The organism is Pseudomonas sp. CHM02 (assembly GCF_000612585.1).
Classification (GTDB): domain Bacteria; phylum Pseudomonadota; class Gammaproteobacteria; order Pseudomonadales; family Pseudomonadaceae; genus Aquipseudomonas.
The window spans coordinates 96331-118027 of record NZ_JFCA01000003.1; the positions used below are offsets into that span (position 1 = coordinate 96331).

Sequence of the window (21697 nt, forward strand, 5' to 3'; positions counted from 1 at the left end):
TTCTTAGCGTGCCGTTATGTCAGGGGTACTCACCCTCCAGTGAGGATCATCAGCCATGAGCGCTGTTGCCCAGTCAACAAAGACCCTCACTCTCGCTGACAAGCGCCGCGAGTGGGGGTAGACAAGACTGATGGGCATGCCACCTACGGCCCAGTCAGGAAGAACCTGCACCAACTGGCCGGACTGAAGGTGCGGATTGGCTTGCGCCAGGGGCACTGAAACAATGCCAAGCCCTGACAGTCCCGCGGTCATGTAGGCGTCCCCATGGTTAAAACGCATTGCGGGAAGCTGATCAATCGAGAAGGTTCTACCCGCGCTCTCCAGCACGGGTTTCAGCGGTTTGCCCGAACCCGGAAATGTAAAGCCGAGGTACCGGTGGTGCAGTAAGTCATCAGGCTTCACTATCGGAGGGGCATTGCGCAGATAAGTGGGTGACGCACACAGGCAGAAGCGCATTTGTCCTACCAGGCGACACACGAGTCCCTGATCCGTGATCGGCCCCCCTCGAAACGCACAATCAATGCCTTCTTGCACGAGGTCGATCACGCGCTCGCTGCAGCCGATGTCCAGTTGAATATTCGGATGCAACGTCGAAAAGTCAGGCAGTGATGGAATGACAAGACATGTTCCGAGCGGAGAAGGCATCTCCACACGCACCCTCCCACGCGGCTCGGTACGACTCTGCGAAATCGAAACTTCCAGTTCGTCGATATCATCAAGCACTGTGCGCGCACGCTGATAGTAAGCGGTACCGTCTGGGGTGGGAGTTACCCTTCGAGTGGTTCTGTGCAGCAGCTTTACCGACAATAGCGACTCAAGGCCCTGTATCTGGCCTGATATCGTCGTTTTCGCCACGTTTAATGCTTGCGCCGCGCGAGTGAAACTTCCAGTTTCGACGATCCGGCAAAAGGCACGCATCGCCTCCAATCGATCAAAAGCCATATTATCCGGGATCTCGCACAATGAAGTCGATTTGCCCTAGTTTATCTAGTTAGTCTCAGGCAATACAGTCGCTCCTGGACCGAATCTTCGGTTGACGGGAGAGAGACATGACTTCAAAACGCCTCAACTATTACGTCGCTGCCCCGCAGGCAATGAAAGCCATGATGGGGATGGACAAAGCCGCTTCGGAATCGGTGCTTCCACCCAGCCTGCGGGAGTTGGTACGGATCCGCGCTTCCCAACTCAACGGCTGCGCCTACTGCATTGATAGGCATACCAACGATGCCTCCAGGCAAGGGGAAACATTACGGCGCCTGGTGGCGTTGAGTGCGTGGAAGGAAACGTCGTTCTTCAGCGAGCAGGAGCGCGCAGCGCTGTTATGGACCGAGACGCTTACGCTGGTCGCAACGACTCATGCACCAGATGATATCTACGCAGAAGTCGCCGCCGCTTTCAATGACCAGGAACTGGCCGAGTTGACTTTTGTGATTGCGAGTATCAACGCCTGGAATCGCTTTGGCGTTGGCTTCGCAATGCAACCGGAATAAGCGGGGCAAATGCACATTCTGGACTTGAAGCGCTGATGCTCTGCGGTAGGGCGATGGGGGATCCGCACTGGACCCGGCAGCGTCCACACATGCCAATGGCTTCCCTCCAGTAGCGTGCTGCGCTTCCCGGTTCCCAGACTTTTCTCAAGCCCGACCAGAACGTGTTTGCAGAGTGGAGAGCAAGTAGCCATGACACTGACCAAGCGTTTCGATGTAACAATTCCCGACAGCCAGTTAGCACGCGAAGTGACCCAGCTCATTCGCGATAGCGAAAGTGATTTATTGTTTTCTCACTCCACACGCGTCTACTTTTGGGCGGCATTGGCAGGCGCGCGCAAGGACCTGGTTTTTGACGCTGAGCTGCTCTATACCGCGGCGATGTTCCATGATCTAGGTCTGACAGCGAAGTATCACCACAGCCAACTGCGTTTTGAAGTGGACGGCGCCAATGCCGCGCGGGACTTTCTGCGCGGTCATGGCGTATGCGTGACGGACCTGGATAAAGTCTGGAACGCGATCGCGCTGCATACGACACCGGGCATTGCGGAACACATGCATTCAGAGATTGCCCTGCTACAGGCCGGTGCGGGAATGGATGTGGCAGGGCGTGGGTTTGAAGAATTTACCGAAGAACAGCGTAATGCGGTCATTTCGGCCTATCCAAGAGAGGCCGGATTTGCTCACAGAATGATCGATGAATTTTACCAAGGCATGAAACATCGACCTCAAAGCACCTTTGGCACGTTCAACGATGACTTCCTGGCATTCAAGGAGCCGGATTTCAAGCGAGCAAATCTGTGCAGCATCATTCTGTGTTCGCATTGGGAGCATGGATAGGCCGACAGCCTATCCATGCAAAACATCGCGTCAGTGCGTTAGGCCCAACAATGGAACCCGCACCCAATCATCCACTAATTGTTCGACGGCTACGCACTATTCATGAAACACCGGCAGCACATACTCCGCCAGCTCTTCCATCACCGCCACGATCGGCCGGCCACTGTGGCGCAGGTGCAAGCCCACATGTTGCACTCCGGCTTCACGCAGTGCATGCAGTTCTTCGATCAACGCATTTCGCCCGCCACGCCCGCCGAAACGCAGCGCTTTCAGCGGTGCATGCGGGTCGGCTTCCAGGTCCAGGTGCAGGAAGGTGATGTACGGCTTGTCACCCCCCACTTCGCGCCACAGACGTACGCGGCGCTGGTGTTCCTGAGCGGTTCCGGGGTAGGCGAGCCAGCCGCCCATATGCTCGCCGATCCAGTTCGGCGATTGTTGGCCAAGCCCGGCCACCAGTAGCGGGAAGGCTTCTTCGCGTTGCGGCAACAACTCGGCGCCTTCGGGCAGGTGGCCGGCGCCTTGGGTTTTCAGCAGTTCGACGGCGCTGCGAAACAGCGCGCCGCGCTGGTCATAGTCGACACCGAACAGCGGGTATTCCATCGGCCGGTCGCCGCTGGCCACGCCAAGCAGCAGTCGCCCGTTACTCAACTCATCGATGCTGTTGGCGGCCTTGAGGGTCAGCCAGGGTTGGCGCAAGGGCAACACCACGGCGGCGGTGCCGAGCATGATGTTTTCAGTGATGCCTGCCAGGTAGCCCAGGTATGAGAAGGTCTCGAACACCTGCGCGGCGTCGCCGAAGTGGGGATCGTAGACGGGCACGTCGCGTACCCAGAGGGCACGAAAGCCGACGCTGTCTGCCAGCCGCGCGAGTTCGGCGTGCTGCTTGATATCGGGGACGCCAAAGGGGCGTTGCTCGGCAACGCGCAGGCGCTGGCCATCGGTGGACCAGTCGTTGTCCAGCGGCAGCTCCAGGCCGATCGAGAAGTGGGTCGGGCCGAGCAAGCGTTGAAAGTGAGTGTTCATCCAGTCTCCTTCGCCGTGCTCAAGGCAGGGCGTTACTACGGTTGATGCGCCGTAGTATCCCTGCCCCTGGGCGGGAGAAAAATGCGTCAGCGCGCACAATACTCTTGAGCGAAATGCACAGCTGGGCGATCAGGGCTTGGCCGGCAGCCGTTTGAGGATCGCCTTGCCCACATCCAGCGCCGACGCCGGGTTCTGCCCGGTCACCAGTTCGCGGTCGATCACCACATGGCTGGTCCACGGCGAGGTGTTGCTGCTGTAGGTGCCACCGGCCTGTTGCAGCGCAGTCTGTGGGTAGAACTTCATGGTGCCGCCGTTCAGCAGGCCCTTGGCGATTTCTTCTTCCTGGTTGCTGATGACCGTGAATTGATAGCCAGCGTAGGTCCAGCCGGAGGCCGGTGCCGGGTTGCCGTTTTCCAGTTGCCGAGTGAACGCCGCCGCGTCGGGCAGCGTCGACAGCAGGGCGATCGGCCCGTGGCAGACCAGGGCAGTGGTCTTGTTATTGGCATGGAAGTGGTTCAACAGCTTGCCCAGCTCGGCACTGTGCAGCAGGTCTTGCATCGGGGCGTGGCCGCCTGGCACGTACACCGCGTCGAAGTGCTCGTAGCCGATCTGTTCGACCCGCGACAAGCTGATCACCGGTGATTCACCCGGCGAGGTGATCTTGAGCTGTTCCAGCAACGCCTTGTGCGCCTGCAAGGCGGCCACGTCATTGTTGAAATACGCTTTGTCGGTAGAGGATTTATCCAGCGTCGGCGCCTTGCCCGTGGGTGTTGCAAAGGTCACTGAATGCCCGGCGTCGAGCAGCAGTTTCACCGGCTGCATCAATTCGTTCAGGTAAAAACCGGTGGAGAATACCTGGTTGTCCTTGAGGTCCAGATGGTCGGCGTCTGACAGCACCACCAGAACATTGCTGGCCTGGGCGTGAAGTGCCGTGGTGAAAACTGCCATTGCCAGGGCGAGTCGGCTGAGCGTGCGCATGGGATGTCCTCATTGAGAAGAAAGGAGCCGGATGGCTGGGCGCACTATATTCATGCCTGGAGTGGCGATAAACTCGCTGCCTGGAACAGCACCTGTTCGTTGGAGGCAAAGGTGAGTCGTCGATTCGATTATCTTGCAGATGTAGAAGTCTTCGTCACCGTGGTGGAAAAAGGCTCCTTGAGTGCGGGGGCGGTGTTTCTGGCGACGACGCCGTCGGTGGTCAGCCGTGCGATTTCACGCCTGGAAACGCGCCTCGGCGTGCAACTGTTAAGGCGCACCACACGTCGCTTGAGCCTGACCCAGGCCGGCGTGCTTTACCTCGAACAGTCCCGTGCGGCCTTTTCGTTGATCGACACGGCCGAACGCTCGATCCAGGGGCAGGAGGGCGCGCTGACCGGCCGAGTCCGTCTCAGCGTACCGACCACGTATGGCCACTACCGGCTGCCGCCCTTGCTGTGCGAATTCAACCGGCAGTACCCGCAGGTGCGCATCGAACTGAGCATCAGCAACCGCAATGTCGACCTGGTGGCCGAAGGTTTTGACCTGGCGATTCGCCTGGGGCCGTTACCGGACAGCGGCCTGATCGGGCGCAAGCTGGAGGATGCGTCGCTGTGCGTGGTCGCCGCGCCCGACTACCTGCGCCGCGCCGGCTCGCCGTTGAGCGTGGATGATCTGGTTGGGCATGCCTGTCTGCCCTTTGTGATGCCCAGCACCGGGCGCGTCAGCCCGTGGCTGTTTCGCGAGCAGGGGAATGACCGGGAGTGGTTGCCGGAAGCGGCGATCCAGGTGTCCGACGATGTGCTGGGTATCGTGTCCCTGGCCGAACACGGCATGGGCATCTGCCAGACCTACGTGTTTATTGTGCGGGAGCGCATCCAGAGCGGACGCCTGGTGCCATTGCTGGAACAGGCGGTAGGACGTTCGCGCCCGTTCTCGGTGATTTTTCCGCCCCATCGGCAGTTGTCGGCGGCGGCTCGGGCCTTGATCGACTTCCTCACTCGCGAGGTGAATCCGATTCATAAGACAAGTGAACAGTAGGCCGGTATATCGACGTTTGTACCCCAGGCGTTTGTGATAATTTTTCACTAATCAGTCAGTGGAGCAACGAACGTGGATAACAGAGCAGGTGAGATGTCGGTGTTTGTTCGCGTGGTCGACGCTGGCAGTTTTTCCCAGGCCGCCCGCCAGATGCTGATGACGCCCTCGACCGTCAGCAAACTGATTGTGCGTCTGGAACTGCGCCTGGGCGTGCGCCTGCTGGAGCGCTCGACGCGCAAACTGTCGCTGACCGATGAAGGCCGTATCTATTACGAGCGCAGTATTGCCTTGCTGGCCGATCTCGACGATGTCGAACGCGTGTTGGCCCAGGGCGCCCAGAAAGCGCGTGGAACCGTGCGGATCAACGCGTCGGTGGCCTTCGGCACGCTGGCGATCGAGCCCAACCTACCGGCGTTCTGGGACGCCCACCCGAATATCCAGATCAACCTGTCGCTGTGCGATGACATCGTCGATATGTACCTGGACCGCACCGATGTCGCGTTCCGGGTCGGTGTATTGAACGATTCGACACTGCGCGCGCGGACCATTGGCGTAGCGCGACGCAAGATCGTCGCTTCACCGCTGTACCTGGAAAAACACGGTGTGCCTGAAACCCTCGAAGCCCTCAGCGAGCACAACTGCCTGAGCTTCAACTTCCGTCGTGCGACGCCGGTATGGCCGATGAATCAGAGCGGCCGTATCGTGGATCGCATCGTCCAGGGCAACCTGCAAGCCAATAACGGCGAGACGGTCCGGCGCATGGCGATTGCCGGTGCCGGCATTGCGCGCCTGGCGGACTTTCACATCGACGAGGACATTGCCGCCGGGCGCCTGGTCGAGTTGCTGGCGCACAACGGCCATGATTGCGAGGAAGTCCACGCGCTGTACCAGGGCGGCCAGCACGTGCCCCAACGTATCCGCACCTTCCTCGACTTCATGGTGCCGCGCTTGCAGGCCTTTATGACGCGCGGTTAAGCCTGTGCTTCGACTACGCGCTTGAGGCCTTGCAGCCCGGCGGCATACAGCGCTTCAAAATGCGCGACGACCTCTGACTCCACTGCACCCTGGACGATAAAGGTACTCGACCAGCTTGCCAGCGTACCGCCCTTGCCGTCGTCCTTGGCCGCCATGGTGCCGACATAGTCGATCACCGGCGATGGGCCTTCGAGCAAGGCATAGCTGTACTGCCGGGCGTCCTCGTCAAAGGTCAGCAAGCGCTCGACAATCACCGCTCCGGCAGCGGTTTTCAGATGCCGCAGGCGCCCGCCGTCGCTGAGGTTGCTGCTGACAATTGCGTCCAGCCAGCGCGGCAGCCAATCGTAGCCGCCGAGCACCGACCAGACTTCGTCGACAGGGCGTGCAATGGCAATCGAAATACGGACTTCACTCATGGTTTCACCTGTGGGTTCATTGGCGCGTCCACTCTCAGACGCAAAACATGGAAGGGGGGCCGGCTGTCGTCTTCACCTGCATTGAGCAAGGGGTGACGGTGCAGTTGGTTGGCCGTGATATAGAGCCATTGGCCCTGGGCATCCAGCTCGACGCCATCCGGCCAGCCGAGCAGTTGATCGTCCTGGGCCAGGATGCGGTAGCCGGCCGGGGAGGCGACGCCGATGGCGTTGTTGGCGATATCGGTCACGTAGACATTGCCCTCGGCGTCCACGTCAAAACCGTCGCAGAACGGTTTCTCGCACCAGTACTCCACCGCATCGTCCAGTGCCGCGACGCTGGCCGGCTGCGCCAGTTGCTGCGTGGCAATCCGATAGACCTTGCGCGCCGACATCGAACCGAAATACACCCAGCGGCCCAACGGGTCGATGGCGATCGGGTTCAGGCCATAGCGGTACGGAATCACTTCGCCTTGAGGCGTGCGCAGCGCCAGGGTTTTCCCCGCGATCTGCAGCGGCGCGTCCCCCGGCATCAACGCCGGATGGCTCTCCAGCGCGCGCCATGACAGCCCGGTTTGCAGGTCGACCACGATAATCGCCGGGTAATCGCTGGCGCCCGATGGGTTCATGGTCATGTCGGCGATGTAGATGCGCTGACGGCGCCAGTCGATCACGAAGTCCTGGGTGAAGGAGCTGGGGCGCAGCACATTCTGCGGCAGTACGATCAGGCGTTGCAGGCGGTTTTCCCGGTCGTTCCAGGCGATCAGGCGTGGCTGTTGCTGCGGGCCACCCATGTCGAGGATCCACACGATGCCTTGTGGGTCGGTACGGATACCGATGACCGCCGACATGCCATGGCCCTGGGCGTCGGGCTTGCCCGCCCAGCGTTCATTGGGGTATGGCGGGTGCAGGCCGTCTGCGGTCACGGCGCGCACCGAGAACGGCGGCGCGATGATTGCGCAGACGGACACCAGCACGCGTCCGTCCGGCATGACCGTGGGGTTGCCCGGCCGCTCGACCGCGAAGGTCGCCACGACCTCCAGGGCCGGGGCGTTCATTTGAGCGCCTGCACAAAGGACGCGGCGGTACCGGCGGCCGGGTCGACGAAAATGATGTCGCTGGGGTCGCGCCGTGGCGTATCGACCGAGACCATGAACAGGGGGTGCTCAAGGATTTCCGGCATGCCGTGGATGGTGAACTTCTTGAAGAACAGCATCTCGCCGGGGCCCACTTCGAACGGTTCGCGGTCGCCCATGAAAAAGCGTGCGCGCCCGGACAGGATGATCAGGTACTCGTCGCACGTGGCGTGGTAATGCGCCGGGGTCGGGTGATACACCCGGAACACGCGGCCGCTGGCTTCGTCTTCGTCGGTCAGGCGGGTATCCACCAGCAGGGTGTCGGCGTTCTCGGGGAAGGTCTTGACGATGGCATTCAAGTCGAACGAGGCGTGGGGGGCGGCCTCGACCAGTTTTTTGCGTGGGGTTGCTTCGGACATCATGAAACCCTCATTCAGGCGCACTGTGTTCAGCGCGGTGATCGTGTGTGGGTTCAGCATAAGCAGTGCACCGTGGCGGGAGAATGCCGCGCGCGCGCACAAGATCTGGGAATTCAAATAACAGCTGTCGACAGCCGCGGGTTGCGAATTCAATTCCAAACTGCTGCGCCCGGCGATGCATTTTTGCCAGGGATCGCATGGGGCATAGTGGGGTCTATCCATTATCGATCCCGCTGCGTTGGAGACACACGATGCAAGTCCGAGCTGCTGTCCTGAGACACATGAACGTTGCCCCGCCGTACGCGCAGAGCAAGCCGATCAGCATCGAGACCGTCGAGCTGGCGCCGCCCGGGCCGGGGGAAGTGCTGGTGCGAATCCGCGCTGCCGGGCTGTGTCATTCCGACCTGTCGGTGATCAATGGCGACCGCCCGCGCCCCATGCCCATGGCGCTCGGCCATGAAGCGGCCGGGGTGGTTGAAGCCTTGGGCGACGGGGTCAGCGACCTCGAACCGGGTGATCACGTGGTCATGGTCTTCATGCCCAGTTGCGGCCACTGCCTGCCCTGCGCCGAAGGCCGTCCGGCCCTGTGCGAGCCGGGTGCCAAGGCGAATGCGGCAGGCACCTTGATCAACGGCTCGGTGCGCTTGAACAGCGCGACCGGGCAGGTTCATCACCACCTGGGCGTGTCGGCGTTTGCCGAATACGCGGTGGTGTCGCGCAACTCGGTGGTCAAGATCGACCGCGATTTGCCGTTCGTAGAAGCTGCGTTGTTTGGCTGTGCGGTACTCACCGGGGTTGGCGCGGTGGTCAATACCGCGCAACTGCGCGTGGGCTCCACGGCCGTGGTGATCGGCCTTGGCGGCGTGGGCCTGGCGGCGGTGCTGGGCGCAAGGGCCGCGGGTGCCAGCCAGATCATTGCGGTGGACCTGTCGCCGGCAAAACTCGCGCTGGCCAAGGCGGTCGGTGCGACCGCCGTGGTCAATGGCGGCGATGCGGACGCCGTCGAGCAGGTGCGCCAATTGACGGCTGGCGGTGCCGACTATGTGTTTGAAATGGCCGGCTCCATCCGCGCGCTGGATAACGCCATGCACATGACCCGGCGCGGCGGCATGACCGTGACCGCCGGCCTGCCGCCACCGGACTCGGCGCTGCCGGTCAACGTCGTGCAACTGGTGGGCGAGGAGCGCACGCTCAAGGGCAGCTATATCGGCACCTGCGTGCCGTTGCGTGATATTCCACGCTTCATTGCGCTGTACCGCGATGGCCGCTTGCCGGTGGATCGGTTGCTGAGTGGCCGGCTGAAACTCGACGACATCAACGAAGGTTTCGACCGTTTGCACGATGGCAGTGCGGTGCGTCAGGTGATTGAGTTTTGAGGCGCGTTCTTTAACGTTTACTTAGTTAAGAAGATGGCTGGAAGGCCATCTTTTTTTGCCTGTGTTATTTGCTTGGGGATCAATATTGTTTTCGTTTTTATGCGGTTTATCTTGATCCCTGAGTAGCGGAAAATTCCTTTCTATTCAAATAAATGAAAGTTGGCCAAGCGATTTAATCGTTAACTTTATCCACTGAATAATCTATTCAGACAACTTATTGCGGAGCAACTGACGTGCATTCTTCTATAAAGGGGAAGGGGAGCTTTTTGTCCCTGAAAAAGCCCAACTGGGTCAAAGGCGCGGCACTTTCAGGTATCAGTCTGGCGGTGTTGGCGACCTTGAGCGGGTGTGGCGCAGACAACCAGACAGCTGCGCCGGCAGCACCGACGGTGACGGTGAGCAAGCCGGTCAAGTCGGTGATTACCGATTGGGACAGCTTCACCGGCCGCTTCGAGGCCACGGATTCCGTGGAAGTGCGCTCGCGGGTCAGCGGCTATCTGGAGAAGGTCGCGTTCCAGGACGGCGCCATCGTCAAGAAAGGCGATTTGCTGTTCGTGATCGACTCGCGCTCGTTCCAGGCGGCGGTGGTCCAGGCCCAGGGCAAACTGGCCCAGGTCCGTTCGCAACTGGCCCTGGCCGAGCAGGAGTTTGCTCGCGCCAACGTGCTGATCGAATCCAAGACCATCGCCCGCAGCCTCTACGACCAACGCTTGCAGGCGCGTCAGGCGGCGCAGGCCGAAGTGCTGAGCGCTGAAGGTGCGTTGAGCAACGCCAAGCTCGACCTCGAATTCACCCGCATCACCGCCCCCATGAGCGGACGCATCAGCCGCAAGCTGATCAGTGAGGGCAACCTGGTCAACGGCGGCAACAGCAGCGCGACGCTGTTGACCACCATCGTGTCCATCGACCCGATCGACATCTACTTCGATATCGATGAGCAGAGCTACCTCAAATACCGTCGCCAGGCCCACACCGCGGGCAATCAGAGCCAGGTGCGGATCGCCTTGCCGGGCGAGAGCGAACCGAGCATGAGCGGGCGCATGGATTTCATCGACAACCGCCTCGATCCCTCCACCGGCACCCTGCGCCAACGTGCGCGGGTGAGCAACAAGGACCTGCAACTGAGCCCTGGGCAGTTTGGCCGAGTGCAGTTCTCCAGCCAGGCCGCATACCCGGCGCTGCTGCTGCCGGACAGCGCGATCAGCGTCGATGCGACGCGCAAAGTGGTGTACGTGCTCAACCCGCAGGACAAGGTCGAGATTCGCCCGGTCACCCTTGGCAAGCTGCATGACGGCCTGCGCGAAATCTCGGCCGGCCTGCAAGAACAGGACCGCGTGATTGTCGATGGCCTGCAGCGTGTGCGCGCCGGGGATACGGCGACGGTCGCCGCACCGCTGGAGGCGCAGCGATGAACCTGGGACGCACCTCCATCGAACAACCGGTGCTGGCGATCGTGCTGTCGATCGTCTTGCTGATCGTTGGCGGCCTGGCCTATCTGGTGCTGCCCACCTCCGAGTACCCGGATATCGCGCCGCCCACGGTGGTGGTCACCGCGACCTATCCGGGGGCTTCGGCGCAGACCGTGGCCGAGACCCTGGCGATCCCCATCGAGCAGGAGGTCAACGGCGTTGAAGACATGCTCTACATGTACAGCCAGGCGACGTCCGATGGCAGCCTGAACCTCACCGTCACCTTCAAGAGCGGCACCGATGTGGACAAGGCCCAGGTGCTGGTGCAGAACCGTGTGGCGCTGGCCACGCCGCGTTTGCCGGAACCGGTGCAACGCAGCGGGGTGACAGTGCGCAAGTCGTCGCCGACGCAGCTGTCGACGATTTTCATCTCGTCGCCCAAAGGTACTTACGACCAGCTGTATGTCTCGAACTTCGCGATCCGCAATGTCGCCGATGTGCTCAAGCGCATCGATGGCGTGGGGGATATCAACCCGTTGGGCGCGCGGGAATACTCGATGCGCATCTGGCTCGACCCGGAGCGTGTGGCGGCATTCAACCTGACGCCGGCCGACATCATCGCCGCCGTCCGTGCGCAGAACACCCAGGTGGCTGGCGGTGTGATCGCCCAGCCGCCGGTGGGCTCCCAGGCCTTCCAGCCGAACCTGATCTTCGAAGGGCGCCTGAAGGAGCCGGCCGACTTCGACAACATCGTGCTCAAGTCGGGGGCCAGCGGGCGCCTGGTGCGGCTCAAGGACGTGGCGCGTACCGAAATCGCCGGGCTGGCCTACGTCAATAACACCTATTACCTGCGCAACCCGGCGATCGGTCTGCAGGTGCTGCAACGCCCCGGTGCGAATGCCCTGGCGACCATGAAAGTGGTCGAAGAAACGATGCAGAAAATCGGCAAGGACTTCCCCGAAGGCATCGAATACAGCATCGGCTACAACCCGACGGCCTTCATCGCCGACAGCATCGGCGAGCTGGGCAAGACCATCTACGAGGCGGTGATTCTCGTGGTGCTGGTGATCATGGTGTTCCTGCAGGGCTGGCGGCCGTCGATCATTCCGATCCTGGCGATCCCGGTGTCCCTGGTCGGCACCTTTGCGGTGATGGCGATGCTCGGTTACTCGATCAATAACCTGACCTTGTTCGGGCTGGTATTGGCGGTGGGCATCGTGGTGGACAACGCGATTGTGGTGGTAGAAAACGTCGAGCGGCACCTGGCCGATGGCAAGAGTCCGCTGGAAGCCACGCGAGTGACCATGCAGGAAATCGGCGGTGCGCTGATCGCCATCACCTTGGTGCTGTGTGCGGTGTTCATTCCCACGGCGTTCATCCCCGGCATTTCCGGTGAGTTCTTCCGCCAGTTCGGTATCACCATTGCCGTGGCCACCGCGATTTCGTTGTTCAATTCGGTGACCTTGTCGCCGGCATTGGCGGCGATGATTCTGCGTCGGCATGCACCAGAAGACGCGCATGCGAACGTCGGGCTGCTCAAGCGTGCGGCGAATGGCTTCAACCGTGGCTTCCTGAAGCTCTCGGCCCGCTATGCCCGCAGCGTGCGTGGCCTGGTGGGGCGCACGCCGCTGATGCTGGCGATCTACGCGGTGCTGATCGCCGCCACCGCTTATTTGCTGGTGTCGACGCCCAAAGGGTTTATCCCGATTCAGGACCGCGGTTACCTGGTGGTGATCGTGCAATTGCCTGACGGTGCATCGCTGGAGCGTACCAACGCGATTTCCCAGCAGATCGAAGCGATTGCCCTGCAGGTGCCGGGGGTAGACCGGGTGCCGACGTTCTCCGGGTTCTCGATGGTGACAGGCACCAGCTCGTCCAACTCGGCCGGCCTGGCACCCGTGTTCCTGCCCTGGTCGGAGCGCAAGGTGCACGGGCTGACCTCGGACAAGATCGCCGAAGACCTGCGTGAACGCCTGAAAGTGGTCAGCGGCGCCACGGTGATTGTCGCCACGCCACCGCCCGTGCAGGGCCTGGGCAGTACCGGTGGTTTTTCCATGCGGTTGCAGGACACCGCTGGCCTGGGCACCGAAGCCTTGGCCAAGGCCACCGACGCATTGATCGCGGCGGCCAACGCCACACCGGGCATGACGGGCGTCTACTCACCGTTCTCCGCGCGAACCCCGCAAGTGTTCGTCGAACTGGACCGTGAGCGCGCCGAAATGCTGGGCGTGCCGAGCAGCCAGATCAACCAGGCAATCGAGACCTACTTTGGCTCGTCCTACATCAACGATTTCAACCTGGTGGGGCGCACCTATCGCGTCACCGCGCAGGCCGACTTGCCGTACCGCGTCACGCCCGAAGACCTGGCCCGGGTGAAGGTGCGCAACGACGCCGGCCAGATGGTGCCGATTGCCAGCGTGACCCGCCTGCACGAGGCCCTGGGTGTAGAGCGGTTCCCGCGCTACAACCTGTTCCCCACTGCAGAAATCAATGGCGACACCTTGCCGGGGCTGGGTTCCGCGTTCGGCATCAAGACCATGGAACGTCTGGCCCAGGAGACGCTGCCGGCTGGCATCACCTATCAGTGGACGGACCTCAGCTACCAGCAGACCACGGCTGGCAACATGGGGCTGCTGGTGTTCCCGTTGTGCGTGATCTTTGTGTACCTGGTGCTGGCTGCGCAGTACGGCAGCTGGAGCCTGCCACTGGCGATCCTGCTGATTGTGCCGATGTGCCTGCTGGCGGCGGCCGGTGGTGTGCGCCTGATGGGGCTGGATATCAATATCCTCACCCAGATCGGTTTTATCGTGCTGGTGGGGCTGGCAGCGAAGAACGCGATCCTGATCGTCGAAGTGGCGCGGCAACAGGAGAAGGACGGGCAGGGCATCGTCGAGGCGGTGGTCGAGGCGTGTCGCCTGCGTCTGCGTCCGATCCTGATGACGTCGCTGGCCTTCGTCCTCGGTGTGCTGCCGCTGGTGATGTCCGAGGGCGCGGGTTCGGAAATGCGCCAGGCCGTGGGCGCGGCGGTGTTCTTCGGCATGATCGGCGTGACGCTGTTCGGGCTGCTGTTTACGCCGGTGTTCTATGTGTTGATCCGCCGCCTGGCCGGCGGCGAACGCTTGATCCACTCTCAACAGGGGCTGACCCATGAATAACCGTCTACGTATGCCGGCCCTGCTGCTCGGTGCGGCACTGCTGAGCGCCTGCGCTGCACCGGTGCTGCCGCCCGCCAGCGAGGCACCGGCGGGGCCTTTCGTCAACGCGCAAACCACGCCGCCGAGGGGGGTGCCGCAGCATTGGTGGACGCTGTATCAGGACCCCTTGCTCAACCGCCTGGTGGCGCGTGCGCTGGCTGAAAACCTCGACCTGCAAATGGCCCTGGCCCGCATCGATGCCGGGCGCACCCTGCGCAATATCGCTGGCGCCTCCGGCAGCCCGCAGGTGGATCTCGGAGCGAGCGCTGCACGCCAGCGCCTCTCGGCGGATCAGGCGGGTTTCACCGACCCGCTGATCACCGAGCCGACATCGATAGGCTTGGGCGCGGCCTGGGAGATCGACCTGTTCGGCCGTATTCGCGAAGGTGTGCGAGCGGCGGATGCCGATGTGCAGGCCAGCGAAGAAGAGGCCCAGGGCGTGCGCGTGGCGCTGATCACCGAGGTGGTGCAGGCCTACGCCGAGGCGCGTGGGCTGGAAGAGCGCCTGGCCATCGTCAAGCAAAGTGCGGCCAGCCAGGCCGAGACGCTGCAACTGACCGAGCAGCTCTACGCCGCTGGCGACAGCCCCGAAGCCGACCTGCTGCGGGCACGCTCGCAGTCCGACTCCACTGCCGCGCAGGTGCCGGCGTTGCAACTGAGCTGGCAGCGGTCCTTGCATCGGTTGTCGGTGTTGCTCGCCCAGCCGAGTGAAACGCTGTACCAGCAGTTCCGGGACACGCCGGTGCAGGTGGCGAACGTGTCGCTGCTGGACGCCGGTACGCCGGCCGATCTGTTGCGGCGCCGTCCCGATATCCGCGCCGCCGAAGCGCGCCTGATCGGCGCCTATGCGCGGGTCGGCGTGGCCAAGGCTGACCTGATGCCGCGCTTGAGCCTGTCGGCGGCGCTGGGTTCGCTGATCGACGGGGTAAGTGCCGCCAGCCTGGCCAATTCGACGTTCTGGCTGGCCGGGGTGAATGCCAGCGTGCCGGTGCTCGACGGCGGCCGGCGACGTAATGTCGTCGACCTGCGCGATGCCGAGGCGCGACAGGCGTTGCTCGCTTATCGGCGTACGGTACTCACGGCGGTGTCGGAGGTGGAGTCGGCCCTGGCGGCGGCGCAGCGCAATGCCGAACGTCAACGGTTCCTGGCCAGCGCGGCGAGCCAGGCCAGCTCGGCGGCCGAGCAGATCCAGCGTGCCTGGCAGGCGGGGGAAACGCCGTTCCTGGATGTGCTGCAGGCGCAGCGGGTGCAGTTGGCGGCGCAGAACGCGCTGGCCCAGGTCAAGACCGCGCAGTGGCAGAACCAGGCAGCGCTGGTGAACGCGTTGGGTGGTTGACGCCAGCAGGGGAGCAGGGCTTGCCTGCTCCCCCTTTCTTCAGATTTTATCGATCGGCACGCCGTGGTTGTTCTTCCACAGCAACACCACGGCGCTGGCGATGACCGCCACCACGATCAGGTAGATATTGAACAGCCAGCCGATATTTTCCGAGTACAGCCAGGTGGTCAGGTACGACGCGGTACCGCCGAACACCGCCACCCCCAGGGAGATGCACACACCGAACATGCGCGTGCGATAACGGGTGGGGATCTGCTCGGAAATCGACGCCGGTTTGCACCCGGTGATAAACCCGACCAGCAACAGCCCGGCCGTCTGCGCCACCATCAAGGTCCAGGGTTCGCTGGAGATCAAGCCCCACAGCGGGAACAGCGTGGCGGCAATCCCCAGCAGCGAAATCAGCGCAGAGATCTTGCGGCCCCACTGGTCCGAGAGCCACCCGGAAATTGGCAGGAACACCAGGTAGATGACCTGCGCGATGCAGCTCATGGTGAACGCGCTGCGTGGGTCCATGCCCTTGACGCTGATGGCATAGATCGACGCCGAGGTGACCCAGGTGTAGTAGGTCAAGGTCGCGCCGGCTTCATACAGGAACAGGCGCACGCCGTGCTGGAGGATCTTGCCGCGGCTCCATGCCGGTGCCGACGCGTCTGCCCCGGCGCTGGGCGAGTGCTCGCTTTCCATCATGTTGCGCCGCAACCACAAGGCAAACACCGCCAGCAGGCCACCGGTGGCGAAGGGCAGGCGCCAGCCCCATTCCTGCATCTCGCTGGTGGAGAGCAGGCTGGTCAGCAGTGCCATGTAGAACGTCGCCAGCAACGAGCCGCAACCCACGGCGAGGAACACCGTGCTGGACCACAGGCCACGGCGTTTGGGCGGCGCGATTTCGGCGATATAGGCATAGGACGTGGTGGTTTCGCCGCCGTGGGCGAACCCTTGTATCAACCGCGCCAGCAACAGCAGCCCGGAGGCCCAGCTGCCGATCGATTCATAGGACGGGATAAACGCAATCAGCAGGCTTGCGCCCGCCATCAGCAGCATGGTGCTGAGCAGCACCATGCGCCGGCCCAGCCGGTCGGCGAGGATGCCGAAGAAAATCCCGCCGATCGGCCGCAGCACAAAGCCTGCCGCAAACACTGCCAGGGTGCTGAGCAGTGCGGAGGTGGGGTTGCTTTTGTCGAAGAGGGCGGCGGCGATGTACACCGAGGCCACGGTGTAGATGGTCCAGTCGAACCACTCCAGCAAGTTGCCGACGCCGGTGGCGATCAGGGACTTTTTGCGCAAGGACGTGCGTGTCTTGCCGTGCCCGATCGTGTGATCGGACAGGGTCTCGGTGATGTTATTCATTATTGGCTCCGAGAAGTGGGGTCAACCACGCGGGGGCGAGCAGGCCCGCCCCCGTTTGGCCGGCGTCAGGCGTTGAGGTGGGCCAGGGCGACTTCCTCGATCCCGGCGGCATCGAGTTTGTAGTGCTGGTAGAGGTGCGTTGGCGGGGCGATCAGGCTGTATTCGTCATAGATACCGTGGCGCTTGAGCTTCACGCCGACGCCTTCGTCCGACAGCACTTCCGCCACGGCGGCGCCCAGGCCACCGAGCACGTTGTGCTCCTCGACGGTCATCATGCGTTTGCTGCGGGCGGCGGCACGCAGGATCGCGTCGCGGTCGATCGGCTTGATCGAGGCCATGTCGATCACGCCCACCGAACGGCCCTCGGCGTTCATCTTGCGCGCCGCCTCGAGGGCAGCGTGCACGGTGATGCCGCAGGCAATGATGGTCAGTTCTTCGCCCTGGATATGCTCGTGGGCCTTGCCGAATTCGAACACCACATCGGCGTCGTAGACCACCGGGTCGCGCCCTCGGCCGATGCGGAAATACACCGGCTTGTCATAGGTGGCAGAGGCCTTGATGGCCGCCGCCAGCTGCGCGCCGTCCGCCGGTGAAACCACTGCCAGGTCGGCAATCGAGCGCATGGTGGCGATGTCTTCGGTGGCATGGTGCGAGGTGCCATAGAAACCCAGGGAGATCCCGGTGTGGTGGCCGATCAGGCGCACCGGTTGTGCCGAGTAGGCCACGTCCATGCGGATCTGTTCGCAGCACAGCAGGCCGAGGAATGAAGCGAAGGTCGCCACGAACGGCATCACCCCGCAGGTGGCCAGGCCAGCGGCGGCGGTGACCATGTTCTGTTCGGAGATACCGAACTGGATGTATCGCTCGGGGAACTCGTTGGCGAACTTGTTGAGCCCGTTGGAGTACTGCAGGTCAGCGGAACCGGCCATCACCGGGTAGCCGGCGCGGGCCAGGTCGATCAGCGCGTCGGAGAGGAACGACAGGCCCGGGTTCATCGCGTTGAGGCCACGGTACTGCCAGGAATTGGGGGAAAGAGGGGCGTTCATGTTCAGATCTCCATGGCTTCAATTTCAGCGATAGCGCGTTTGGCGTCTTCCGGGTCGAGGTAACCGAGGTGCCAGCCGGGTTCGGTTTCCATGTAGGAAACGCCCTTGCCCTTGACGGTCTTGGCGATGATGCAGACGGGTTTGTCGCGGGTTTCATCGGCTTTTACGCGGCGCAGGGTTTCGGTGACTTCGGCGATGTCGTGTCCGTCGATCACGTGCACTTCCCAGCCGAATGCGCGCCATTTCTCGTCCAGCGGTTCGATACCAATCACGTCGTCGACCGAACCGTCGAGCTGGAAGCCGTTGCGGTCGACAATCGCGATCAGGTGCTTGGCCTTGTGGTGGGCGGCGCCCATGGCGGCTTCCCAGACCTGGCCTTCCTGCATTTCGCCGTCGCCGAGCATGACGAACACGTCATAGGTTTCGCCGGTGAAGCGTTGGGCCAGGCACATGCCCAGGCCACCGGAAAGGGCGTGGCCGATGGAGCCGGAAGAGAAGTCGATGCCGGGTACTTTGCGCATGTCAGGGTGATCGCCCAGAGGGCTGCCCAGGCGGGTGTATTCATCGAGCCACTCCTTGGGGAACACGCCCAGGTCGGCCAGGATCGGGAACTGGCCCACGGCGGCGTGGCCCTTGCCCATCAGGAAGCGGTCGCGGCCCGGCCACTTGGGCTCTGCCGGGCGAATGGTCATCACGTCGTAGTACAGCGCGGCGAACAATTCGGCGGCGGAGAACACCGAGGTGTAGTGGCCGGTCTTGGCGATTTCGATCAGGCGAATGGTTTCCAGGCGGACAAATTTCGCCCGGTCCTTGAGCTGTGCAATGGTCTCGGCGCTGGGGACAAAATCGCTGGCGCGCCACGCTTCGAGGGTTTTTCGGGGTGCAGACATCTCTACCTCCAATCACAGGCATGAATTTGTTGAAGTCGAATCTCGGTTGCGGGGCTAGAACTTCAACGGGGGGGTGGGTTCAGGGGTGGATGGTTCAGTGGGTCAATCCCTCGAGCGCGAGCATCGCCGCGATCAAGTCGTCACACGTCAGCGGGTCGCCCGAAACAGGGGCAAAGTTGCGGGCGTGGGGGGCTTTCAAGGTGGGCTCGGCGACCTGCATCAACACCGTGCGGTCGATGCTTGTCACGCCCAGTTCGGCCAGGTTGCGCGGCAGGCCGATGCGTTGGTAGAAGCCCAACATGTCGCCCAGCAACTCGGCGTCGCGGTCTTCCAGTACCAGTTGCACCAGCAAGCCATAGGCGACTTGCCAGCCATGCACCTGCTGCTGTGCGCCGGGGATTTTCGACAGGCCGCGCGTCATCGCATGGGCGATGGACAAGCCACCGCTTTCAAACCCCAGGCCGCTCATGAGCAGCACGGCCTCGATCAGATGATCGAAGGCCACCGTCACTTCACCGCTACCGGCCTGGGCCAGCGCCGGTTCGGCGTATTGACGGATCACGCGGTAGCACTCCTGCGCCAGCACCAGTCCGGACAGCGCCGGGCGGGCACCGAACATGTTGACGCCGCCCGAGTTGAAGCACTGCTCGGCTTCGAATTTCTTGGTCAGTGCATCGGCAATCCCCGCCAGCAAAAACGCGCGCGGTGCCTGGGCGATCAACCCGGTGTCCACCAGTACATAGCGCGGGCTGACCAGCAAGTGGCCGACTTCGCTGAGCTGGTGATGGGCGTCGTAGACCACGTAGTTTTTCGAGGTGGGCGCATCGTTGGAGGCCACGGTGGGCATGGTTACCAGGGCACGGCCCGAGCTGTGGGCGAGGGCTTTGCCGGCGTCGATGCACTTGCCGCCGCCGACCGCCAGGATCAGGTCGAACTCCACGCTTGCGGCTGCCGCACGCAAGCTAGCAATGCCGTCGGCGGTGATTTCGCCGTCGAAGGTGAGGTAGTGCAACGCCACGTTGGCCTGCGCGCAGGTAGCATCGAGCCGCTCGCTGATCAGGCCCAGCACGTAGCTGTCGATGACCACCACGGCTGTGCGCCCGCAGTGCGCCAGGTAGGTGCCCGCCTGGGCGAGTACTTCAGTGCCCTGGACGTAACGTCCGGGCGAGCCGAAAACCAGATTCATTCAGCACCTCTCACTGTATTGCTCATTGTTATTTGAGGCCCGACGACAAGTCGTCGCGGCCTCGATCTTATAGTGATGCATGATATATCATGTTTTTGGACGGTCAAGCACTCAAATCGCCAGGTCGAACTCAGGCGACGGAATACCCGCCATCGACCGGCAGGGTGGTCCCGGTCACATAGCGCGCGTTGTCGGATACCAGGAACGCAATCACATTGGCCACGTCTTCCGGCGCGCCCCAGCTCTTCATGGGGATGCGCGCCATGATCCCGGCCGAACGCGTCGGGTCTTCGAAGGCGCGGCGCGACAGGTTGGTCAGTATCCAGCCGGGTGCCACGGCATTCGCGCGCACACCGTCAGTCGCCCAGGCGACCGCCATGCAACGCGTCAGCTCGGAGATTGCCGCCTTGCTCGAGGCATAGGCCGGGGTTTTCGCCGAACCGAAAATCCCCCACATCGAGGCGAAATTCACCACGGCACCGCGCGCGGCTTTCAAGCCGGGCAGGGCGGCATTGGTGATGCGCAGGACGGCGTTGAGGTTGACGTCCATCACCCGGCCGAAGCCTTCCAGCTCCCACTCGCGGTTGTGGTCGATGATCCCGGCCGCATTGACGATCGCGTCAACGCGCTCGAACGGTGCGAAGAAGCGGTTCACCGCGTCGTCGTCGGTCACGTCCAGTTCCTGATAATGAATGCCGGGGATGCGTAGCTCGGGTTCGCCCAGGCCCACGGTGAATACCTCATAGCCGTCCGCATGCAGGCGCTGTGCGGTGGCCAGGCCGATACCGGAACCACCGCCGGTGACGATTGCTGTTTTTTTCATGGTTTTTCCTTGGGAGTGGGGCGGGCGTTCAAACGCCCGCTTGGGAAAACAGAAACTCGGCGAGCAGGTCCACCTGGCCGGTGATCATGTGCGCGCCTTTATGAATGATGCAGCCACGTTCGGCCGCCGCACTCAGCAACGGCGTGACGTCCGGGTTCATCACCACTTCGCCGACAATCGTGCCGGCGGCCAGGGTCTCGACGGGCACTGGCAGCGGGTCGCCGGCACTGAGGCCCAGGGCGGTGCCGTTGATCACCACATCAAAGCCGCTGGCGTCGGCAGCGCCGGCATTGATCTGCCGGCCGGGGAACATCAGCCGCAGTTCCAGGACCAGCGCTTCGGCTTTGGCCGGCGTGCGGTTGCTGATCACCAGTTCCTGGATCTCTTCGGCCAGCAATGCGTGGGCGATGCCGGTGGCCGCGCCGCCGGCGCCCAACAGCAACACGCGTTTGCGGCCCAGGTCATGGCCCTGTTTTTTCAGGCCGGCGACAAAGCCGTCGCCATCGAACATGCGCCCGGTGAAGCGTCCGTCCGCCAGGCGCTTGGCGACGTTGCACACCTTCAGCAGCAGGGCGGTGCCTTTGAGTTCATCGCACAAGGTTGCCACCTCCAGCTTGTGCGGCACGGTGACGATCACCCCCGCGAGGTTTTCAATGCCGCGCAAACCTTCCCACGCAGTGGCCAGGTTGGCCGGTGAGACTTCCCACGGCACCAGTACGCCGTCGTAACCGAGACGTTCCAGCAACGGGTTGAAGAATTCGGGCGTGCGCAGGTGTTTGGCGGGGTAGGTCAGGTGCACGACGACGCGTGTTTTACCGCTGATGGGCATGGCTGGATTCCT

At 62.6% G+C, this 21697-nt stretch carries 20 protein-coding genes; 8 read left to right on the forward strand and 12 right to left on the reverse strand.

Features of this window, described 5'->3' with window-relative positions:
• Positions 1 to 3 precede the first annotated feature (3 nt).
• Positions 4 to 942 (reverse strand): LysR family transcriptional regulator, encoded by a 939-nt coding sequence (locus tag BM70_RS0102535; RefSeq protein ID WP_025854538.1) that lies wholly within the window; start codon positions 940 to 942, stop codon positions 4 to 6.
• Between the two features lie 107 nt (positions 943 to 1049).
• Here BM70_RS0102535 and BM70_RS0102540 point away from each other — a divergent pair, with 107 nt between their 5' ends.
• Positions 1050 to 1490 carry a carboxymuconolactone decarboxylase family protein gene (locus BM70_RS0102540; protein ID WP_025854539.1) on the forward strand — a complete coding sequence of 147 codons (441 nt, stop codon included), beginning with the start codon at positions 1050 to 1052 and terminating at the stop codon, positions 1488 to 1490.
• A 189-nt stretch (positions 1491 to 1679) separates the two neighbouring features.
• A complete protein-coding gene (locus tag BM70_RS0102545; RefSeq protein ID WP_025854540.1) occupies positions 1680 to 2327 on the forward strand; it encodes an HD domain-containing protein in 648 nt (215 codons plus the stop codon).
• 96 nt (positions 2328 to 2423) lie between these two features.
• Here the strand turns inward: BM70_RS0102545 and BM70_RS0102550 are convergent, their stop codons facing one another.
• Both BM70_RS0102550 and BM70_RS0102555 read right to left on the reverse strand, forming a co-directional pair.
• The gene (locus BM70_RS0102550) at positions 2424 to 3350 is read right to left on the reverse strand and encodes a TIGR03571 family LLM class oxidoreductase (RefSeq protein WP_025854541.1); all 927 of its coding nucleotides are present in this window, start codon (positions 3348 to 3350) and stop codon (positions 2424 to 2426) included.
• Positions 3351 to 3479: 129 nt separating this feature from the next.
• Entirely contained in the window at positions 3480 to 4328 is an 849-nt protein-coding gene (locus tag BM70_RS0102555) for a type 1 glutamine amidotransferase domain-containing protein (RefSeq protein WP_025854542.1), read from the reverse strand.
• Between the two features lie 111 nt (positions 4329 to 4439).
• Between BM70_RS0102555 and BM70_RS0102560 the strand changes: the two genes are divergently transcribed.
• The gene (locus BM70_RS0102560) at positions 4440 to 5366 is read left to right on the forward strand and encodes a LysR family transcriptional regulator (RefSeq protein WP_025854543.1); all 927 of its coding nucleotides are present in this window, start codon (positions 4440 to 4442) and stop codon (positions 5364 to 5366) included.
• Between the two features lie 72 nt (positions 5367 to 5438).
• Entirely contained in the window at positions 5439 to 6341 is a 903-nt protein-coding gene (locus BM70_RS0102565; protein WP_025854544.1) for a LysR family transcriptional regulator, read from the forward strand.
• Here BM70_RS0102565 and BM70_RS0102570 read toward each other — a convergent pair.
• Genes BM70_RS0102570 through BM70_RS0102580 form a run of 3 tightly spaced genes read right to left on the reverse strand, consistent with a single transcriptional unit; the run spans position 6338 to position 8309 of the window.
• A complete protein-coding gene (locus BM70_RS0102570; protein ID WP_025854545.1) occupies positions 6338 to 6757 on the reverse strand; it encodes an SRPBCC family protein in 420 nt (139 codons plus the stop codon). The two genes, BM70_RS0102565 and BM70_RS0102570, sit on opposite strands and share 4 nt — an antisense overlap.
• A complete protein-coding gene (locus tag BM70_RS0102575) occupies positions 6754 to 7812 on the reverse strand; it encodes an L-dopachrome tautomerase-related protein (RefSeq protein ID WP_025854546.1) in 1059 nt (352 codons plus the stop codon). The genes BM70_RS0102570 and BM70_RS0102575 overlap by 4 nt, the downstream gene beginning before the upstream one ends.
• Positions 7809 to 8309, reverse strand: coding sequence for a cupin domain-containing protein (locus BM70_RS0102580; protein WP_256220868.1), 501 nt, complete (start codon positions 8307 to 8309; stop codon positions 7809 to 7811). The genes BM70_RS0102575 and BM70_RS0102580 overlap by 4 nt, the downstream gene beginning before the upstream one ends.
• A gap of 221 nt (positions 8310 to 8530) precedes the next feature.
• Between BM70_RS0102580 and BM70_RS0102585 the strand changes: the two genes are divergently transcribed.
• The 4 genes from BM70_RS0102585 to BM70_RS0102600 all read left to right on the forward strand — a co-directional run bounded on the left by BM70_RS0102585 (position 8531) and on the right by BM70_RS0102600 (position 15564).
• Positions 8531 to 9625, forward strand: a complete 1095-nt coding sequence (locus BM70_RS0102585) for a zinc-dependent alcohol dehydrogenase family protein (protein WP_256220869.1) — start codon at positions 8531 to 8533, stop codon at positions 9623 to 9625.
• Between the two features lie 266 nt (positions 9626 to 9891).
• Positions 9892 to 11037: an efflux RND transporter periplasmic adaptor subunit gene (locus BM70_RS0102590; RefSeq protein WP_025854549.1), complete on the forward strand. Its 1146-nt coding sequence runs from the start codon at positions 9892 to 9894 to the stop codon at positions 11035 to 11037.
• Entirely contained in the window at positions 11034 to 14189 is a 3156-nt protein-coding gene (locus BM70_RS0102595; protein ID WP_025854550.1) for an efflux RND transporter permease subunit, read from the forward strand. Before BM70_RS0102590 ends, BM70_RS0102595 begins: the two co-directional genes overlap by 4 nt.
• On the forward strand, positions 14182 to 15564 hold the full coding sequence (locus BM70_RS0102600) for an efflux transporter outer membrane subunit (RefSeq protein WP_025854551.1): 1383 nt from the start codon (positions 14182 to 14184) through the stop codon (positions 15562 to 15564). Before BM70_RS0102595 ends, BM70_RS0102600 begins: the two co-directional genes overlap by 8 nt.
• A gap of 39 nt (positions 15565 to 15603) precedes the next feature.
• On the opposite strand, the gene BM70_RS0102605 is transcribed toward BM70_RS0102600, so the two are convergent.
• The 6 genes from BM70_RS0102605 to BM70_RS0102630 form a co-directional block, all read right to left on the reverse strand.
• Positions 15604 to 16911, reverse strand: coding sequence for an MFS transporter (locus tag BM70_RS0102605; protein WP_025854552.1), 1308 nt, complete (start codon positions 16909 to 16911; stop codon positions 15604 to 15606).
• A 65-nt stretch (positions 16912 to 16976) separates the two neighbouring features.
• On the reverse strand, positions 16977 to 17957 hold the full coding sequence (locus BM70_RS0102610; RefSeq protein ID WP_025854553.1) for a transketolase family protein: 981 nt from the start codon (positions 17955 to 17957) through the stop codon (positions 16977 to 16979).
• Between the two features lie 2 nt (positions 17958 to 17959).
• On the reverse strand, positions 17960 to 18847 hold the full coding sequence (locus BM70_RS0102615) for a transketolase (RefSeq protein WP_025854554.1): 888 nt from the start codon (positions 18845 to 18847) through the stop codon (positions 17960 to 17962).
• Between the two features lie 94 nt (positions 18848 to 18941).
• The gene (locus tag BM70_RS0102620; RefSeq protein ID WP_025854555.1) at positions 18942 to 20033 is read right to left on the reverse strand and encodes a glycerol dehydrogenase; all 1092 of its coding nucleotides are present in this window, start codon (positions 20031 to 20033) and stop codon (positions 18942 to 18944) included.
• Between the two features lie 130 nt (positions 20034 to 20163).
• A complete protein-coding gene (locus BM70_RS0102625; protein WP_025854556.1) occupies positions 20164 to 20856 on the reverse strand; it encodes an SDR family NAD(P)-dependent oxidoreductase in 693 nt (230 codons plus the stop codon).
• Positions 20857 to 20884: 28 nt separating this feature from the next.
• A complete protein-coding gene (locus BM70_RS0102630; protein ID WP_025854557.1) occupies positions 20885 to 21685 on the reverse strand; it encodes a shikimate dehydrogenase in 801 nt (266 codons plus the stop codon).
• Positions 21686 to 21697 lie beyond the last annotated feature (12 nt).

Excerpts from the sequence above, each read along its gene's own strand:
- BM70_RS0102535 (WP_025854538.1), bottom strand. The coding sequence starts at position 942 with ATGGCTTTTGATCGATTGGAGGCGATGCGTGCCTTTTGCCGGATCGTC.
- BM70_RS0102540 (WP_025854539.1), top strand. The coding sequence starts at position 1,050 with ATGACTTCAAAACGCCTCAACTATTACGTCGCTGCCCCGCAGGCAATG.
- BM70_RS0102545 (WP_025854540.1), top strand. The coding sequence starts at position 1,680 with ATGACACTGACCAAGCGTTTCGATGTAACAATTCCCGACAGCCAGTTA.
- BM70_RS0102550 (WP_025854541.1), bottom strand. The coding sequence starts at position 3,350 with ATGAACACTCACTTTCAACGCTTGCTCGGCCCGACCCACTTCTCGATC.
- BM70_RS0102555 (WP_025854542.1), bottom strand. The coding sequence starts at position 4,328 with ATGCGCACGCTCAGCCGACTCGCCCTGGCAATGGCAGTTTTCACCACG.
- BM70_RS0102570 (WP_025854545.1), bottom strand. The coding sequence starts at position 6,757 with ATGAGTGAAGTCCGTATTTCGATTGCCATTGCACGCCCTGTCGACGAA.
- BM70_RS0102575 (WP_025854546.1), bottom strand. The coding sequence starts at position 7,812 with ATGAACGCCCCGGCCCTGGAGGTCGTGGCGACCTTCGCGGTCGAGCGG.
- BM70_RS0102580 (WP_256220868.1), bottom strand. The coding sequence starts at position 8,309 with ATGCTGAACCCACACACGATCACCGCGCTGAACACAGTGCGCCTGAAT.
- BM70_RS0102585 (WP_256220869.1), top strand. The coding sequence starts at position 8,531 with ATGAACGTTGCCCCGCCGTACGCGCAGAGCAAGCCGATCAGCATCGAG.
- BM70_RS0102595 (WP_025854550.1), top strand. The coding sequence starts at position 11,034 with ATGAACCTGGGACGCACCTCCATCGAACAACCGGTGCTGGCGATCGTG.
- BM70_RS0102600 (WP_025854551.1), top strand. The coding sequence starts at position 14,182 with ATGAATAACCGTCTACGTATGCCGGCCCTGCTGCTCGGTGCGGCACTG.
- BM70_RS0102605 (WP_025854552.1), bottom strand. The coding sequence starts at position 16,911 with ATGAATAACATCACCGAGACCCTGTCCGATCACACGATCGGGCACGGC.
- BM70_RS0102610 (WP_025854553.1), bottom strand. The coding sequence starts at position 17,957 with ATGAACGCCCCTCTTTCCCCCAATTCCTGGCAGTACCGTGGCCTCAAC.
- BM70_RS0102615 (WP_025854554.1), bottom strand. The coding sequence starts at position 18,847 with ATGTCTGCACCCCGAAAAACCCTCGAAGCGTGGCGCGCCAGCGATTTT.
- BM70_RS0102620 (WP_025854555.1), bottom strand. The coding sequence starts at position 20,033 with ATGAATCTGGTTTTCGGCTCGCCCGGACGTTACGTCCAGGGCACTGAA.
- BM70_RS0102625 (WP_025854556.1), bottom strand. The coding sequence starts at position 20,856 with ATGAAAAAAACAGCAATCGTCACCGGCGGTGGTTCCGGTATCGGCCTG.
- BM70_RS0102630 (WP_025854557.1), bottom strand. The coding sequence starts at position 21,685 with ATGCCCATCAGCGGTAAAACACGCGTCGTCGTGCACCTGACCTACCCC.